Origin of the sequence: Pontibacter cellulosilyticus (assembly GCF_014306105.1) — a bacterium.
GTDB lineage: Bacteria > Bacteroidota > Bacteroidia > Cytophagales > Hymenobacteraceae > Pontibacter > Pontibacter cellulosilyticus.
In genome coordinates this window covers 422,370-439,500 of the sequence record NZ_JACRVF010000005.1, presented here as the reverse complement: position 1 = coordinate 439,500, position 17,131 = coordinate 422,370, and the positions used below count along the sequence as shown (strand labels likewise).

Genomic DNA, 17,131 nt, shown 5'->3' with positions numbered 1-17,131 from the left:
ATACTTTATAAATAGTTAGGAAAAACTGATGGAGCCAAAGCTTTCCATATATAATACAGAGAATATGGCTCCATCAGTTTAGAACTAAATACTAAACAACTAAACAAACACTATCTTTAAAACGGCAGACACATCGGCTTTAGTACAAAGAATCTGCCGTTATTCTTTTTGGTTTTAGCGACGCTTTACGCTGCTTGGGCCAGAACTGTCGATAACAGTGTTTTTAGGGTTGCCGGAATATGTGATTTTGCTTGCACCAGAGGCGTCTGCCCTTAATGTGTTAGCTGCATATACTTCGGCCACACTGGCACCTGTTAAATCTACGTCTACCGTGTTCGCTTTAAGGCCTTGTGCATCTATGCCAGAGGCACCTGTTGCATCAAGTTCAAAGCGTTCGGCTCGTCCCGCAAACTTACTAATAGAAGCTCCTGAGATTTCTACCCGAAGGTCACGCACGTTTACGCTGGTGTTGGAGCGAATAGCGCCGGAAAAACTGATTTTTAAATCATCACCCGTAATTCTAGAAATATCAGCTCTAATGGCGCCAGACAAATCTATCTTACTGATGTCGGGAGCTGTTATTTGCAGCAGGATAGGCTCGCGGTCATTAAAAAGATTGATACTTTCTTCGTCGTAAGTGATGCGTAGTTCATTTCCTCTTTTGTTAATCTCCATACGCTTTAACTCGTCACGCTCACCTCTTACGCGTACGCTATAGTTATTACCCTGGCGAAGTTGTACATGGTAAGGCCCACCAATCACTATTGAGTTAAAGTCTGTGTAGTTAAGTGATCTGCTGTTGCTGCTATACTTGTCATCATCGAGTAACACAGCTCCACTGATTTTTACAGAACCCCTACTAATGTCTAGGTTTACATCATCATCACCTTCAAAATTTGCTTCGCCATCGAAGTTATACTCATCTTCAGTATCCAGCGTATCGGCAGCACAGGTTAAGCACTCTAACATATCGCCTTTAACCTGCCATGTGTTGCGTACAATTTTGTCGCGGCTGTAGTCCTCTTCGAAAGTGGCGGTTGGCAGCAAGTAAGTAAATTCGCGTGTTAGGCGGAGCGGCTTGTTCTTTGGTAATCTAAGTTCAATGTTGAGGTCCTGATCACGAAAAACAGCACCTTCTTTAAACTCATAGGTATTGTCGAAACGAAGTACAGAGTCTTTTTGCAGCACTTGGTAAGTTACCATGCGTGCATTCTCCTGAGCTTCAGCTTCTGTTTTGCCTTTAGCCTCAGCACGTTGTATAATCTCTACTTCATTGCCGCTGTGCTCCTGTACATCAATGTATACTCTGTCGTAGCTTAAGTTGGTATCATAAGCATCTAATACCAGCGTGTTGTAACTAGTAGCCGGAATGGTTTGTGTAGTTACCACCTCGCCGCTTCTGCGGAAGTTGTTGCTGTAAATCCAGATGCTGGAAACCATGGTAAACAAAGCCACCAGCCATACACCAAACATCGACCACCCAACGATAGGGCGCATGAAGGTACGTTTAATTAGCAGGCTAACTGCAAGTATAATTAACAGCAGCAGCGGGATAAGGCCTACAAAAAAACCTGCCACCAATCCGTACCTGGGAAAGCCCCCGAGCAATACGGAGGCCGGGAAATCACCAAGGTTTACAAACTGCGACTCATCGATAACACCCAGCGAAACAAAGAAAGCAGAAAACAGCCCAATGGTGAGGCCAATGGAAACAACTAAAAGTATAATACCGGCAGCTACACGTATCAGGGTAATCAGTACGGCAAGCACAGGACCCAATGATTTACCCAACCAGCTAAAAACCTGAGATATCAGCCTGATCGGGAGCAGGATTATTCTTGCCAAGGGAGTCTCGTGCCCGTTGGTGTCGCGCATGTTCAGGTTGTCTTTCAGAGTACGCTCTATACCTGCCAGTGTAACCGGATCGCCTTGCATTTGCATACGCTCTGTAAGGGTAACAGCCTCTGGTACAGCTATCCATAGCACAATGTAGGCAAGTATACCAAAGCCGCCCAAGAAGATTAACACCAGGAACAGGATTCGCATCACAGCCACATCCACTCCGAAGTACTTAGCTATACCAGCGCAAACACCTGCTATTTTTTTGTCCTCAGGGTCACGGAATAGCTTTTTAACGGTTGTTTCGGGTAGGGCGTCGCTTGGTGGCATAGCTATCCACAGCACAATGTACAGAATAATGCCAAAGCTAGTGATGCCGCCTGAGAACGGAATACCGATTACAAGTATAATAAACAGCAGCCTGATCCAGACCATATCGATGCCCAGGTAGTTGGCAATACCGGAGCAAACCCCTGCAACTACTTTGTGGTTAAGGTCGCGGTAAAGCTTTTTAGGGCCGGTTGTGGTATAAGCCCCTGCTGTGCTGTGTGCACCACCGGCTGCCTGCCCAGTATAAGGAATTTCCTCATCAATCGGCTCTGCCACCTCGAAGTCTGTTACATTACCCATGCGTGCAGTCAGATACTCTACATCTTCCAGCGATATAACCTGTTTGCCCGGGTTAAGCCTGGCAGAGAAAATCTCGGCAATTCGCGATTCGATATCTGCAATAATCTCTTCGTGCCCCTCATAGTTGGAGAAGTACGTTCTGATAGAAGCCAGGTATCTGCTTAGCTGTTCGTAACCGTCTTCCTCGATGTGGAAAATGATACCCTGCAAGTTGATACTTATATTCTTTTTCATGATTGCTGCGCTTTCTTGTTTTGGATAATGTATTCTGTGGAGTCAACTAGTTCGTACCAGGTGGCGCGAAGCTCATCTAAGAACTTTTGCCCGGTTTCGGTGAGCTTGTAATATTTTCGTGGCGGACCTGAGGTAGACTCTACCCAGTTGTATTCTAGAAGCGACGCGTTCTTCAGGCGAGTGAGGAGCGGGTAGAGTGTACCCTCCACAACGATCATTTTTGCCGCTGTGAGCTCTTCTAACATGTCGGACGCATATACTTCACCACGAGAGATAATCTCCAGAATGCAGAATTCGAGAATTCCCTTCCTCATCTGCACTTGCGTGTTTTCTACTTTCATGATGATTCCGTTATAATGTTGAAGCAAAGATATAAAAAGGTACTATGTAAAACAAGGTACTGTTTAAAAATTATTACGATGCTTTTTTTAAATGGTTATCTAAGGCAGGATTTATAATTTTAAATCAGTATTTTTGGACTAAAATATTATTGAGCAAAAGTCAACTAAATTGCGGCAAAAGGTGTTAGAAGAGCATCTTTACAGGCAATATCTTTTTAACCTGCACATTAGTAGGATAATCCGCTTAGTAGTAGTTATGAGAGAACTTTTACTTTCGAAGTATGAATAGAATCACCCTTCGCCTTTTCTTCATAGTTGTATTTTCAGGCTGCTGGTCTATTGCATTGGCCCAAGTATCAACTCCAAAGTATAGCAACGAATTCCTGAATATAGGTGTAGGAGCACGAGCGCTGGGAATGGGTAACGTGCAGGCTGCCATCGCCGACGATGCCACAGCTGGCTACTGGAACCCGGCAGGACTGCTTAACTTAAAATATAAGTATAATATAGCCCTGATGCACTCAGAGCTTTTTGCAGGCATTGCCAAAAATGATTACGGCAGTTTTGCCATGCCACTGGATAGCAACAGTGCTTTGGGGGTATCTATTATTAGGGTGGGTGTAGACGATATTGCCGATACACGGCGTTTACAGAACGAGTATGGTTACATCCAGTACGATAGCATCAGGTTCTTTTCTGTGGCAGATTATGCCATGCTGCTTTCATACGCACGCCGTAGCAACCTGATTGAGGGACTGCAGTTAGGTGCCAGTGCTAAGTTAATTTACCGTAACGTAGGAGAGTTTGCCAATGCCTATGGCTTTGGTATAGATGCAGGGGCACAGCTACAGCGCGGCAGCTGGCAGTTTGGCGTTATGGCTAAAGATATCACTACCACCTTCACTGCCTGGACGCACAATGTAGAGGAACTTGAAGAAGCCTATCAGCAAACCGGCAACGATCTGCCTGAGAGTTCTGCAGAGCTGACCCTACCGCGCCTGGTGCTGGGGGTTGGCAAAAGCTTTGAGATCAACGATAAGTTTTCAGCCCTCGTTGCCACAGATATCGACTTTACTTTTGACGGAAAACGCAATGTGTTGATCAAGTCAGACCTGATGTCGGTAGACCCGCATATTGGTATGGAGCTGGTATATGCCAATGCTGTTTTTGTGCGAGGTGGTTTTAACAACTATCAGCAAACCAAAAACTTCGACGGCAGTATGAACAAGCGTATGCAGCCGAATTTCGGTGTGGGCTTCAAGTCGCATGGGCTAAATCTTGATTTGGCATTATCGCGTGTAAATGGCAAAGAGTCAAATGCTGTGTCCAGTGGCGGTATCTCTTCTGTGATTATTTCTTTTGGTTACGCTTTTAAATAATGTATATCATAACTGCTAAACAGCCAATGTATAAATTATTCATGCACAAGCGGTTTATACTTGTATTTATACTTAGTGTACTAGGCTTCGTTATTCCTGCACATGCGCAGCACACCTTCGGTAACGAGTGGATAAAGCATGAACAGACGTACTACAAAATAAAGGTAGTGCAGACAGGTTTGTATCGCTTGGATTATACTTATCTAAGTAACTTAGGGCTTGCCGGTGCAGATCCTCGCAATATTCAATTATTCCGAAGAGGCAAAGAGATTCCTATTTACGTAGCAGGCGAAGGCGACGGTAACCTGGGGCAGCAGGACTATGTTGAGTTCTTTGGTGAGCGGAATGATGGGGCCTTAGATAGGGAACTATATAAGGATCCTGCACACCAGGTGCATCAGCTACATAGCTTTTATACAGATACAGCATCTTATTTTTTAACAGTTGCTCCTGCTGCCGGTAAGCGTGTGCGTGAAATAAACCCTTCAGCTGCTGGTAAAACATCGGAGACATATCATCTACAGAAAAGTGTTTATGTTAGCTTAGATAGATTTAATCCAGGTAAATTTTACGGCGCTAATAAAATGCCGTGGATTGATGAGGGCGAGGGGTGGTTCTCTCATTATTCTATAAGCCCAAGGAATTACAGCATTTCTAATGTAAACAATGTAGAAACTACAGGACCTAAACCTGTTGTAGAGTATGCTACAGTTGGTGCCTATCAGGAATATCATAACCTTAGTGTAAGCGTAGTTTCTGGAATACCAAGAACGCTAAACTCATTTTCTTATGATTGGTTTAGCTTTGCCAGAGATGTAAAGACCCTGGAATTTAGTGATATAAATTCTCAGGGAGAAGTTACACTGCAGGTGGTACCTGTGCCCACCGCAACAAGGGCAAATGCGGTTAGTTTTGCTTATGGCAAGCTAACATATCCTCAAAAGCTGGTGTTCTCGGGTAACTCCAAATTTTTATATACAGATTCTACCCGCACTCAAAATCCATACTTTGAGTTCAGTAATATGCCGTCTACTGTGGTTGCTTACGATATTTCTGACATGGGAAATATTGCAAGAGTGGATGGTAGAGTTGTGGGTGCAGGTAAAGGCTTTGTAATTGAAACAGGAGCCAAATCCCATAAAGTATTTTTGGCAGATACAAGTACACCGCTGGTGCCAGTTGGCAAACCTGACAGAATCAACTTTAGGAGGATAGATCCGAGTACAGCTAACTATATCATAGTGAGTAATAAGAGGCTTGTTAATGCGCTTTCAGCACCTAAAAAGTATGCTGCCTATAGAGCCTCAGCAGCGGGTGGTAGCTTTGATACGTTGTTGGTGTATGTGGATGATATTGTAAATCAGTATCATTACGGTGAATACTCGCCTAGTGCAATTAAGAAATTTACGTCGCACTTAACTTCTGCTCCGGGGCCAAAGCACTTGCTGCTGCTGGGCAAAGGTATAGAGTACAACAGAATTAACCATCGTAATCCTTCCCAGTTTCTGCTTGACCTAGTTCCTACAGGAGGAACACCTGCATCAGATGCTTTTTTTGCGATGGATTACCGAAATAACAATTTTAGGCTTTCGATACCAGTAGGCAGAATTGCAGCAACATCTGCTAACGATATCATCAACTACCTGAATAAGGTAAAAGAGTATGAAGAAGCAACTGTGGGTGCTGATTGGCGAAAAAACATACTTCAGTTAGGCGGGGGTAAAACAATTGGAGAAATAAACCAGATCGCAACTTACCTGAGATCCTATGCTGCTATAGCAGAAGGTCCACTACTAGGTGCCAAGGTCACTGAAAAGTACAGACAAAATGTGAGCGAAGTAGTAGAGGTGGTAAATGTATCAGAGGAGCTGAATAAAGGGCTTTCATTGATAACATTCTTTGGTCACAGCTCTCCAGGCACCACTGACTTGGACATTGGCTATGCTTCTGTGGCTGTAAACAACTATAAGAACAAAGGTAAGTACCCGATCATGCTCATGAACGGCTGTAATGTTGGCGATTCATATATCCCAAACTATGTATCGTTCGGAGAAGATTGGTTGAACACGCCTGATAAAGGAGCAGTTGCCCTTATTGCACATGTGGGTGCAGGTTATGCTAACTTCTTAGATCTTTATACTTCTTATTTTTATTCTGCAGCATTTCGGGAGGAGCAGTTTTATGGAGCTACCTTAGGACAGGTGCAACAGGAAACCGTAAAGCGTGTTGCGCAGACAACAAGCAGTAATATAGCTATAGCCATGGTCGCTGAAATGGCGCTGCAAGGCGATCCTGCCCTTAAAGTTTATAACCCAGCCAAACCTGACTACCTCTTCAAAAACAACAGCTTTGCCGTTATATCTGATAACGGAGAAACAGTAACCGCTACCTCTAATGAGTTTACAGCAACTGTTAATGTGCAGAACTTAGGTAAAGCTATTACTGATTCAGTAGTGGTTACGATTAAGAGAACGCTTCCGGATAATACTACCGTTATATACAACCCTATAAAGATTGGACCTGTTTTAAGGGAGCAGAAAGTGCAACTGAAACTGGGTAATAAAGGAATGGCTGCCCTGGGCATGAACTCTTTTGAAATAAAGCTGGATGGAAATGATGAGATTGAAGAGTTAAATGAAACTAACAATACGGCAACTTTCCAACATTACTTTCCGGCCAGTGGGCTAGTTGCCTTAAGCCCTTCAAATTACGGTATTGTTGGCACAGCAAATGTTAAATTGGTTGTACAGGCGACTCAGCTTGCTACTAACACAAAAGGGTATTATTTCGAACTAGATACTACCCAAGCGTTTAACAGCACACTTAAAAAGAGCTATACAACTGACTATGCACTTATGCCATCCTGGGATGTTGTGTTACCGAAAGGTGCGTCCGATACAGACAGTACTGTATATTACTGGCGGGCAAGGTTTAAAACGTATGAAGTAGGAGAAGACACCGTATGGGCGAACAGTTCTTTCCGATATATTCAAAATGCAGGCAACGGATGGTCGCAGAGCCACTACGGGCAGTTTGAAAAAGCATTAACTGATAAAGTAGCCAATGAAGGCAATCAGAATATAAAGTGGAACTTCAAGCGTACTAAAACGGAAGTCGCCATTAAGACAGTTGGCGGTGACTTTAGGTATACAAACCCGCCTTACGGCCTTTTCTTCACAGGTGAAATGCTGTTCCATGCTGCGTGCGGTAACCCTGGCGCGTCTCCCACACCGCGTATTTTCGCCATTGTAATCGATGGAAAAACGCTGCAGATGGTGGAAGGGATGGGAAAATATTACTGTGCTAGCTTCCCATATTTGTATGAGTTCGGAGACATGAACGTAGATGCGAACCGTGAGAAATTGGTAGACTTTATGAATACCGTTCCACAAGGACATTATGTTGTGGCAATGACGGTAAATAGCGTGCCGTTTGATAGCTTTACCCCTGCCCAAAAAGCTGCTTTTGGCTCTATTGGCTCATCCTTGATCAATAACCTGAGAAATGGTTATCCTTTTGGCATTGTTGGCCAAAAAGGTAGTGCGCCGGGTGCAGCGAACGAAAGAACAGGAATAGCTGATGATAGTACCCCGATTACCTCGCAGGAAGTTATCATGAACGATATACTATACTCTAACCAACCAGAAGGCACTATTACCTCTACAGTAGTTGGACCAGCACTTAAATGGAAGAGCCTGCACCACAACATTGAACGCTACAAAGCCGGCAACGACTCTTACAAGCTAAGTGTAATTGGTGTGAGCATAGCCGGGGATGAAAAGGTACTGGTGGAGGATGTAAACAGTAAAAACTTCGACCTTTCAAGTATAGATGCCTCAGAATACCCATCATTGAAGTTAAAAGCGCAGCTAAAAGACCTGGAGGATAGGTCTGCACCTCAGCTTAAGGAGTGGTTTGTGTTTCATGATGCGGCGCCTGAGGGTGTAATAAGGCCGGATTTAGTTAAAGTAAGTGAAGCCATACTCACAGAGCAGGCTCAGAAGGGAAGTATACTGGTGCCGATGGCCTTCCAAAACTTAACTTCTACAGCATTCCAGGATTCAGTAACCGTTGAAGTATCGCTTACCGGCGAAAAGTCTGATCCTATTGTAAAACGTTTTAAGATAAAACCAGTTGGGCCAAACGAGACGGTTAACTTCCAATTTGCCATGTCTACGCTTCAGTTGGAGGGGGAGTATAAACTTAACATGTTTGTAAACCCGCGTATCCTGCCGGAGCAACAGTACTTTAACAACGTGTACGAGGTTAAATTTAAAGCCAAGACCAAGCTTCACCCTATACTTGATGTAGCCTTTGACGGCATGCACATTATGGATGGAGAGCTTGTGGCGCCAAGCCCGCTGATAAGTATAACCGTTAAAGATGAAAATCGCTTCGTGCACTTAAAGGATCCGTCTACGATGTCTGTGGTGATGATTGACCCGGATGGAAACGAGCAGGAGGTAGATCTGATGGCCAACCTGAACGAGGTGCGTTACTTCCCGGCAGATGAGAAGAATGATTTTAAACTGGAGTATAAGCCTGAAAAGCTTATAAATGGCAGGCATACTATGGAAGTGCGTGCCCGCGACGCTGCAGGCAAAGCATCAGGAATTTCGCCGTATCGTATCAGTTTTGAAGTAGTTAACGAGTCTAAAATCACCAACTTTTACCCATTCCCGAACCCATTCTCAACTAAGACTAACTTTATATTTACTTTAACAGGTAACCAGGTGCCAGAGCATATCAAAATACAGATTATGACGGTTACAGGTAAAGTTGTGAAGGAGATAACGAAGGAGGAGATAGGGCCGATACGCATAGGCAATAACAAAACAGAGTATGCCTGGGATGGTACCGATACTTTTGGCGATAAACTTGCCAACGGGGTTTACCTGTACCGTGTGGTGATGACGCAGGTAGATGAGGGGATGAGACACATGTATAAAACAGGAGACAAATCCTTTAAGAATGGCTACGGAAAGATTTACATACTCCGGTAGACTGATACAAAAAGAGAAGCGGCCACTACTTGTAGTGGCCGCTTCTCTTTTATACTACTTCCTTCTTAGCGTTTGGAAAGTATAGCTATACTTGTTCTTTTCGTCTGGCTCATGCTTCTCTTCAGCGGTAACCGTCCATTCGTCCTCTTTTATCTCAGGGAAAAATGTATCGCCGTCGAAGGTATGGTGAATTTTGGTAAGCTCAATACAGTCTGTTAGCGGCAAGGCTTGTTTATAAATTTCTGCTCCGCCTATAATACATACTTTTTCGTCTATTTCTTTGGCTTTGGCAATTGCCTCTTTTACAGAGTGTGCTACAATACAACCTTCTGCCTTATAATCTTTCTGGCGCGTGATGATGATGGAGGTACGCCCTGGCAGTGGTTTTCCGATAGATTCGTATGTTTTGCGCCCCATCAGGATCGGGTGCCCCATCGTAAGCTGCTTAAAGTGCTTCAAGTCGGCGGGCAGGTGCCAGATCAGTTGGTTGTCCTTTCCGATTACATTATTCTCTGCAGTGGCTACAATTATACTTACCATACTTACACGTTAAAAGTATACCCTCTTAATAAATCCTGGACCGGCATGCGCTTTTTGCCTTCCATCTGCAGGTCTAGTACAGAAATGGCACCATCGGCAGTTTGTACGTGCAGGAAAGTTTTATTATCGGAGTGGATGGTGCCGGGCTCTGAAGTATAGCCTGCATTCTCCAGCGTCTCTACTTTAAAAATTTTGAAATTCTTGTTCTGAAAACGAGCCCAGGCGGCAGGGTAGGGGCTGAGCCCACGGATAAAGTTACGCACCTGCTCAGCCGGTTGGTTCCAGTTTATCTCGCAGGTCTCCTTAAATATCTTTGGGGCGTGCTTCGTTTCGGAGTTTACGATCTGTGGCTGCGTGATTACTTCACCAATTTCAATTGCCTGTACTGTTCGCAGCGCCAGTTCAGCACCTTTATACTTTAGCTTTTCATACATGCTGCCAAAGTCATCCTCCTCCAGCACCGGTACATGTTCCTGAAAAATCAGATCACCCGTATCAATCTCATGCTTCAGGAAAAAAGAAGTAACACCTGTCTCTTTCTCCCCGTTGATGATGGCCCAGTTAATGGGAGCAGCTCCTCGGTACTGCGGCAGCAGCGAACCATGGATGTTAAAGGATCCCAGGTCCGGCATGCTCCAAACTACCTCCGGCAGCATTCTGAAAGCCACAATGATCTGCAGGTTTGCCTTGTAACTGCGCAGCTCCTCCAGAAATGTTTCCGATTTTAGATTTGTTGGCTGCAATACCGGTATGTTCTGCGACACAGCATACTCCTTTACCGGCGACTGATGAATTTTCTGTCCGCGGCCGGCTGGTTTGTCTGGAGCGGTTACAACGGCAACTATGTTATACTTATGCTCAACGAGTGTTTGCAAGGTAGGCACAGCAAAATCTGGCGTGCCCATAAACACTATCCGTAAATCATTTTTCATACTTTATTCGAAGTCAGGGTACAGCAGGTATTGCTTACGCATTTTTTTGTAGTTGCTAAGTTCAGGCTCCCAACTGGTTCTGATCTCAGCTTCTGTTTTGCCGGCTTTTACCTGATCTCTTAGTTTAAATGTGCCTGCCAATTTTTCGAAGAAGTTGTTGAAGAACTTCTCCTTTTCTGAAGAGTTCTGATACATCTCCAACAGGTAAGAGAGGTCTACTTTGTTTGGTACGGCTACCTTGGTCAAATCCATGCCATAGCACACAACACCTTTGTGAGGAGGATTGGTAGCACCTGGCGTACTTACTGGTGTAAAGCTAAAGTTCTTCTTCGTATAGTTTGGACTGCCGATTACCTGGAAAGGAGTTGGTGTGCCACGGCCCACGCTCACATTCGTGCCCTCGAAAAAGCAGATAGACGGGTATAGCTCAATCGCCTGATCGTTTGGCAGGTTAGGAGATGGCTTTACAGGCAAGGAATAGGTTGTTTTGTGCGTGTATCCCTTCATCGGAATAACCGTTACTTTCGCTTGGCGCTGCCCCTCCAGCCATTTCTGACCGTTGATCATATTAGCCAGTTCGCCAACTGTGAGGCCATGTACGATCGGAATTGGGTGCATACCTACGAAGGAGGTATGCTCTTTCTCTAGTACCGGACCATCTACATAATTTCCGTTCGGGTTAGGTCTGTCAAGTATAAGCACTTCTTTGCCGTTTTCGGCGGCAGCCTCCATAACGTAATGCATGGTGCTGATGTAAGTATAAAAACGTGTGCCTACATCCTGAATATCAAACAGCAGGACATCCAGATCCTTAATTTGCTCTGGCTTCGGCTTTTTGTTAGTGCCGTAAAGAGAGATAATCGGAAGGCCTGTTTTAGTATCTTTTGCGTCTTTTACGTATGCACCTGCATCAGCTTCGCCTCTGAAACCATGCTCTGGAGCAAATATGGTCGTGATTTTAACGCCACGGGCCAGCAAGGTATCTACCAGGTGTGTTTGCCCAATTGTGGAGGTTTGGTTTACTACCATGCCCACGCGTTTGCCAGCAAGCTTAGGCAAGTATAAATCGAGCTGTTCTGCACCTAACTGCAATGGTTTTGTAGCGGGCGTAGCAGCAACTTCGGTTGTAGCTTTAGTAGTTTCAGGTTGTGTGGCAGGAACCTGCTTTGAGGTGCAAGCATTGAATGCTAACAGCACCGTGGCGTAAAGGAATAGCATAGGCTGTGTCATAGTCATAAGGGAGAAATCAAAATTCATACCTATCTTTAAGGCAGATTAGAAACAAGCGCGAGTGAACGTCTCCAAGTATATATCAGATAAAATATCCGAAGTGCAGGCCGGCACGTTTACGTCGTCGGTTACAAAAATAGCAATTATAAGTATAGCAGCAGGTATTGCTATCATGATTGTGTCTTTTGCTATCCTGGAAGGCTTCCGTAACGAGATACGCGATAAAATCTTCAGCTTTGGATCGCACTTGCAGGTGTCGAAGTATGATACCAACAACTCTTATGAAGGGGCACCTATCAGCAAGAACATCGGTCTGACCGATTCTATACCAGGGGTAAAGAAAATCCAGCCTTTTGCCCGTAAAACTGCCATTATCAAAACCGAAGACGAGGTGCTGGGGGTGGTGCTGAAGGGTGTGGGAGAAGATTACGACCTGAGCGCGATGAAGCAAAATCTCAAAAGCGGGGAGCTCATCGCATATAATGATACTGCCTCATCGTTGGAGGTAATGATAAGCCAGACGATTGCCTCTAAATTAAAGCTTGAAGTAGGCGACGAAGCTATCTTCTATTTTATTCAGAACCCGCCCCGCGCTCGAAAACTAAAAATAAAAGGCATTTTTAATACTGGGCTGGAGGAGTTTGATGAGGTTTTTGTAATTGGTGATATAGGCCTTATTCGTGATCTGAATAACTGGCCTGACACGTTGGCTGGCGGTATCGAGATTGTGCTTACCGATTTCAACAAAATAGACCAGGTGTCAGAGGTGGTATTCGACCAGATGAACTACGACCTGCAACTCGAGAAAATAACAGACCGTCATGCCCAGCTATTCGATTGGCTGAAGCTGCTGCAGAAGAACGTTGTCATTTTCCTGGTACTGATTATTTTTGTCGCCACCTTCAACATGGTATCTACTGTGTTTATCATGATCATAGAGCGGATAAACATGATAGGCGTGTTGAAAGCTGTTGGAGCCACTGATGCGCAAATTCGGAAGATATTTGTGTTCAGAGGCCTCAATTTAACGATCAAAGGTCTGATTTGGGGTAACATTTTAGGCTTAGGCTTTTGCGCACTGCAGTACTACTTCGAGTTGATACCACTTGACCCGGAAAACTACTACATGGACCGCGTGCCGATCAGCTGGAATTTCTCAATGGTCTTAATCCTGAACGTGGTTACGCTGGTACTTACAATGTTGGCTATACTTATACCTGCCGCCATGGTAGCCCGAATAAAACCGGTAAAAGCGATCAAGTTCGATTAGAGTATAAAATAGAAGCCCCGGAAAATTTTCCGGGGCTTCTATTTTATACTTTATACTACATTAAACGGTCGCCTGACTACTAGTAGCAGAACTACTCAGCATTTCCCGCCTAGGTACCGGCAGCGCAATTCCATTTGCTTCAAAAGCAGCCTTTGCTTTCTCGGTCATATCCCAGTATAGCGGCCAGAACTCTTCTCGTTTGCTCCAGATACGCACGCTGATGGTAATGGCATGCTCGGCAAAGTTGGTAACAACAATGGCTGGCTCTGGCTCCGGCAATACCCTTTCATCTTCATTTATCAGCTGCTGAATGAGCTGTCGCACTTTGCCGATGTCGTTGTTAACAGAGACAGTAAAAAGCAGCTCCACGCGCCGGGTAGCTTCTACAGAGTAGTTTACCACCACCGACGATGCCAGCGGACCATTAGGTAGGTAAATGGTTTTATTGTCGGCTGTTTTTAGCACTGTGTTAAAGATGTTGATCAGATGCACCGTTCCGCTTTGGCCCTGCGCATCAATAAAATCACCAACCCTAAAAGGCTTGATGGTAAGTATAAGTACTCCGCCTGCAAAGTTAGACAAGCTACCTTGTAAGGCTAAACCGATGGCTAAGCCAGCAGATCCAAGCACTGCAATAAAAGAGGTCATCTCAACGCCTATCTGTGAGATTACTACCACAATCAGTACTACCCACAGGGCCACCCCAATTATACTTCCCAGAAACGGCCTCAACGATGGATCCACATTTTTGCGAATCATCAGGTTGCTGATGAACCGGTTTAGGCGTTTAATAATCCAAGCTCCGATGGCAAGTATAAGTATAGCTAAAACCAGCTTCATGCCATAGAGCACAACATAATCGATAGCCAATACTCTGTACTTTTCTATGTCAAACATTTTGGTAAGTATAAAAAGGTGATAAAACAGAAAGGCACTGCCTGCCCAGCAGTGCCTAAAATGGCATTTTACTTAAAAATTAAAGTTTTTGCAAACTCAGGGAAGATGGCGGCACTGCAGAATCAGATTAGGGTTTGGGCAAAGTGCCTCATACTTAGCTTTTTCTGCTGTTGTAGCCACTCCTGGGTAATCGCCAAACTTTTCGTCCATGCTGCACATCACCTGGAAGTGAAGGTGCGGTGGCCAGTTTCCGTTTTCGGGGTATGGTCCAACTTCAGCAATTTTAGCGCCTTTTGTAAAGCGTTTTCCAACTTCCAACCCTTCTAATGAAGCGCGGCTCAGGTGGCCATACAAAGTATAAAAGGTAATGCCTTCTAATTCGTGCTCCAGAATAATAGTTGGGCCGTAGTCTCCGAAGTTGTTGTTATCCTTGAAACTATGCACAGTGGCATCTAGTGGCGTGAACACAGCGGTACCAGCATCAAGCCACACATCCACACCTAGGTGCAGGTTGCGGCTTTCTGCGGCAACATCAAAGTGCTTGCTTCTGCGGTAAATAAACCTATCCTCCAGGTAACCGCCCACACCTATACTTGCCTTTTGCTCCTGCAGCATTTTTTGCACAGTGCGGTTAAAGGCATCTGTATCTGTCAGGTCTGTTGCCTGCAGGTGGGTGTTTTTTTCGGAAAAGTCGAGAGTGCAAACTGCATCTGCGTTCAGGTCTGCATCCAGCACAGGCGCAAAGTCATGGCGGTGCCGGCTTAGTATCTTACTAAGGTTTTTTAAATCTTCCATAAGTTAATGAAGACGCGGCAAACGCAGATGCAGTTTACAGGAGAGGCTATGCCATCTCTTCCTCTACATACTTAGAGAGCGTTTTAAGGCTCTTGGTTTTACCGAAAAGTTCTTCTGATTTTTTACTGTAGGCTTGAGCTGCCTCATGCAAAGTTTCGAAAGTGCCCAGGTTAATTCGCTGCTTGTTATAGTGAATTATAGCCCTGTACTTCTGCGCCTCTTTGTGTACACCGCGTACACCAAGTTTATTCTCAGTTTTGGCGGTGTTTCTAACGATTTTGCAGAGCGGAGCCCACTCCAGGTTTTCGCGGCGGCAATCTAACTTGTTGCCGTTGATAAAATGGACATACAGTTTAATGTCGCTTTCCGGCTTCTCCAGCAACTGCTCACCAATCATCTTATGCAGATAAATGGTTTCGTTGCGGTACTTGCCGTCTTTCAGCGGCCAGTTCTTCTGGAAGAAGGCGTAGCCGTTAGAGTGAATGCGCAGGTGCTTCAGAAATTCGATCTGCTGCAGGTACGCGTTGTTTTGGATGTACTCGTAGGTGCGGTCGTCGACAACTACGGTTTTTTCACAGTTTTTGAGTGTCAGTTTGTAGAGCATTATTGTTTTCAATAGTTTTAATTGCAAAGGGCGGCGGCGAGACTTTGGGTAAAGCCTATCGTCGGGATGCTCGAAAGCACAATACAAAGGTGCATCTTTTTTTTATATCAATTGCAACTAATATTTATTTAATTACATTAAATATCGAAAAAATTTAGTGAATGTTGATTTTTTGAAGGACATCCTAAAAGAAGAGCCTTTATTATCGTAACTTTCAACTCTCAATAATGTTTAAAAGCAAATTCTTAAGAGATAAAGCATAGCAAAATGAGCAGTCCTTACTTAAATCTGAAGATAGTAGAAATAACCCACGAGACTTCAGATGCTATTACCATTCACTTCGAACATCCCGAAAAACAAGCCATACCTTATAAGCCTGGTCAGTTTCTGACCCTGATTCTGAACATAGACGGAAAAGAAATACGCCGCTCTTACTCGCTTAGCAGCACACCACACGAAGCTCCACGACTTGCTGTAACAGTAAAGCGCGTTTCGGGTGGTTTAATGTCCAATTACCTGCTCGATAATGCCAAAGTTGGCGACGAAATTAAAGTGATGCAGCCAATTGGCAACTTCTGTCTTACCTGTGCCCCGGATAACCAGCGCCATGTGTTGTTGTTTGGTGCAGGCAGTGGTATAACACCGCTTATGTCTATACTTAAGGCTGTGCTACGCGAGGAGCCAAACAGCCAGGTAACGCTACTGTATGGTAACACCGATGAGAACTCTGTTATTTTTAAGGACCAACTGCAAGCGTTGGAGACGCAGTATGCCGGTCGCTTAAAGGTTGCCTACATCTACAGCCAGCCAAAGCAAGCCTGTGAAAACCGCGGCCGCATGAACCAGAGCCTGATCATCAAAATACTGGAGCGTCTGCAGTTGGCTAAAGTGGACAATGCGGTGTACTATATGTGCGGCCCGGAGGGAATGATGGAGGAAGTGCGGCATGCGCTTGATGTGCTGCACGTGCCTGCTGACAGGATATTTAGGGAAAGCTTTGTAAGCAACAAGCTAATTGAGCAACAACAGCAAGCGGCTCAGCACGGCGATGTGTTAGCTACTGAAGACGACGGTGAGATTACAACCCAAACCGTTACCATCATATATGAGGGGGCAGAATACCAGGTAGAGGTACAGCCAGACCAGACTATACTGGAAGCTGCCTTGGACCAGGACGTAGACTTACCTTACTCTTGCCAAGCCGGGCTTTGCACCGCCTGCCGTGGCAAATGCCTGAGCGGAAAAGTACACCTTGATGAGCGGGAAGGGCTTTCTGATGCCGAATTAGAGGAAGGATATGTGCTAAACTGCGTAGGCCATCCGTTAACAAGTAATGTGGTTATTGAGATCGGTTAATACTTTTTAGCGTACGTACATAGAATAGAGTCACATAAATTAATTGTGGCTCTATTCTTTTTTTGCACTTTCGTAAGAAGT

General features: G+C 44.7%; 12 protein-coding genes. 4 read left to right on the top strand and 8 right to left on the bottom strand.

Annotation, left to right across the window (positions count from 1 at the left end; translation table 11 throughout):
* Nucleotides 1–174: 174 nt before the first annotated feature.
* Nucleotides 175–2,703, bottom strand: a complete 2,529-nt coding sequence (locus H8S84_RS17390; RefSeq protein ID WP_187068636.1) for a PspC domain-containing protein — start codon at nt 2,701–2,703, stop codon at nt 175–177.
* A complete protein-coding gene (locus H8S84_RS17385; protein ID WP_187068701.1) occupies nt 2,700–3,044 on the bottom strand; it encodes a PadR family transcriptional regulator in 345 nt (114 codons plus the stop codon). Before H8S84_RS17385 ends, H8S84_RS17390 begins: the two co-directional genes overlap by 4 nt.
* 281 nt (nt 3,045–3,325) lie before the next feature.
* On the opposite strand from H8S84_RS17385, the gene H8S84_RS17380 reads away from it, so the two are divergent.
* Complete coding sequence (locus tag H8S84_RS17380) at nt 3,326–4,423, top strand: putative type IX sorting system protein PorV2 (RefSeq protein ID WP_187068635.1); 1,098 nt, start codon at nt 3,326–3,328, stop codon at nt 4,421–4,423.
* 26 nt (nt 4,424–4,449) lie between these two features.
* Nucleotides 4,450–9,426, top strand: a complete 4,977-nt coding sequence (porU2, locus tag H8S84_RS17375; protein ID WP_187068634.1) for a putative type IX secretion system sortase PorU2 — start codon at nt 4,450–4,452, stop codon at nt 9,424–9,426.
* Between the two features lie 54 nt (nt 9,427–9,480).
* On the opposite strand, the gene H8S84_RS17370 is transcribed toward porU2, so the two are convergent.
* Genes H8S84_RS17370 through H8S84_RS17360 form a run of 3 tightly spaced genes read right to left on the bottom strand, consistent with a single transcriptional unit; the run spans nt 9,481 to nt 12,116 of the window.
* Nucleotides 9,481–9,966: a dihydrofolate reductase gene (locus tag H8S84_RS17370; protein ID WP_187068633.1), complete on the bottom strand. Its 486-nt coding sequence runs from the start codon at nt 9,964–9,966 to the stop codon at nt 9,481–9,483.
* Nucleotides 9,967–9,968: 2 nt separating this feature from the next.
* Nucleotides 9,969–10,898, bottom strand: a complete 930-nt coding sequence (gene fmt / locus H8S84_RS17365) for a methionyl-tRNA formyltransferase (RefSeq protein ID WP_187068632.1) — start codon at nt 10,896–10,898, stop codon at nt 9,969–9,971.
* A 3-nt stretch (nt 10,899–10,901) separates the two neighbouring features.
* Nucleotides 10,902–12,116, bottom strand: a complete 1,215-nt coding sequence (locus H8S84_RS17360) for an exo-beta-N-acetylmuramidase NamZ family protein (RefSeq protein WP_230407234.1) — start codon at nt 12,114–12,116, stop codon at nt 10,902–10,904.
* A 73-nt stretch (nt 12,117–12,189) separates the two neighbouring features.
* On the opposite strand from H8S84_RS17360, the gene H8S84_RS20330 reads away from it, so the two are divergent.
* The gene (locus tag H8S84_RS20330) at nt 12,190–13,398 is read left to right on the top strand and encodes an ABC transporter permease (protein ID WP_187068631.1); all 1,209 of its coding nucleotides are present in this window, start codon (nt 12,190–12,192) and stop codon (nt 13,396–13,398) included.
* 60 nt (nt 13,399–13,458) lie between these two features.
* Here the strand turns inward: H8S84_RS20330 and H8S84_RS17350 are convergent, their stop codons facing one another.
* The 3 genes from H8S84_RS17350 to H8S84_RS20160 all read right to left on the bottom strand — a co-directional run bounded on the left by H8S84_RS17350 (nt 13,459) and on the right by H8S84_RS20160 (nt 15,694).
* The gene (locus H8S84_RS17350) at nt 13,459–14,295 is read right to left on the bottom strand and encodes a mechanosensitive ion channel family protein (protein WP_187068630.1); all 837 of its coding nucleotides are present in this window, start codon (nt 14,293–14,295) and stop codon (nt 13,459–13,461) included.
* 96 nt (nt 14,296–14,391) lie between these two features.
* Nucleotides 14,392–15,090, bottom strand: a complete 699-nt coding sequence (locus tag H8S84_RS17345) for a peptidoglycan DD-metalloendopeptidase family protein (protein ID WP_187068629.1) — start codon at nt 15,088–15,090, stop codon at nt 14,392–14,394.
* A 46-nt stretch (nt 15,091–15,136) separates the two neighbouring features.
* Nucleotides 15,137–15,694, bottom strand: a complete 558-nt coding sequence (locus H8S84_RS20160) for an HNH endonuclease (RefSeq protein ID WP_187068628.1) — start codon at nt 15,692–15,694, stop codon at nt 15,137–15,139.
* Between the two features lie 267 nt (nt 15,695–15,961).
* Here H8S84_RS20160 and H8S84_RS17335 point away from each other — a divergent pair, with 267 nt between their 5' ends.
* On the top strand, nt 15,962–17,050 hold the full coding sequence (locus H8S84_RS17335) for a ferredoxin--NADP reductase (protein WP_187068627.1): 1,089 nt from the start codon (nt 15,962–15,964) through the stop codon (nt 17,048–17,050).
* Nucleotides 17,051–17,131: the final 81 nt, after the last annotated feature.

Coding starts and splice junctions, on each gene's coding strand:
- H8S84_RS17390 (WP_187068636.1), bottom strand. CDS start 2,703: ATGAAAAAGAATATAAGTATCAACTTGCAGGGTATCATTTTCCACATC.
- H8S84_RS17385 (WP_187068701.1), bottom strand. CDS start 3,044: ATGAAAGTAGAAAACACGCAAGTGCAGATGAGGAAGGGAATTCTCGAA.
- H8S84_RS17380 (WP_187068635.1), top strand. CDS start 3,326: ATGAATAGAATCACCCTTCGCCTTTTCTTCATAGTTGTATTTTCAGGC.
- porU2 (WP_187068634.1), top strand. CDS start 4,450: ATGTATAAATTATTCATGCACAAGCGGTTTATACTTGTATTTATACTT.
- H8S84_RS17370 (WP_187068633.1), bottom strand. CDS start 9,966: ATGGTAAGTATAATTGTAGCCACTGCAGAGAATAATGTAATCGGAAAG.
- fmt (WP_187068632.1), bottom strand. CDS start 10,898: ATGAAAAATGATTTACGGATAGTGTTTATGGGCACGCCAGATTTTGCT.
- H8S84_RS17360 (WP_230407234.1), bottom strand. CDS start 12,116: ATGCTATTCCTTTACGCCACGGTGCTGTTAGCATTCAATGCTTGCACC.
- H8S84_RS17350 (WP_187068630.1), bottom strand. CDS start 14,295: ATGTTTGACATAGAAAAGTACAGAGTATTGGCTATCGATTATGTTGTG.
- H8S84_RS17345 (WP_187068629.1), bottom strand. CDS start 15,090: ATGGAAGATTTAAAAAACCTTAGTAAGATACTAAGCCGGCACCGCCAT.
- H8S84_RS20160 (WP_187068628.1), bottom strand. CDS start 15,694: ATGCTCTACAAACTGACACTCAAAAACTGTGAAAAAACCGTAGTTGTC.
- H8S84_RS17335 (WP_187068627.1), top strand. CDS start 15,962: ATGAGCAGTCCTTACTTAAATCTGAAGATAGTAGAAATAACCCACGAG.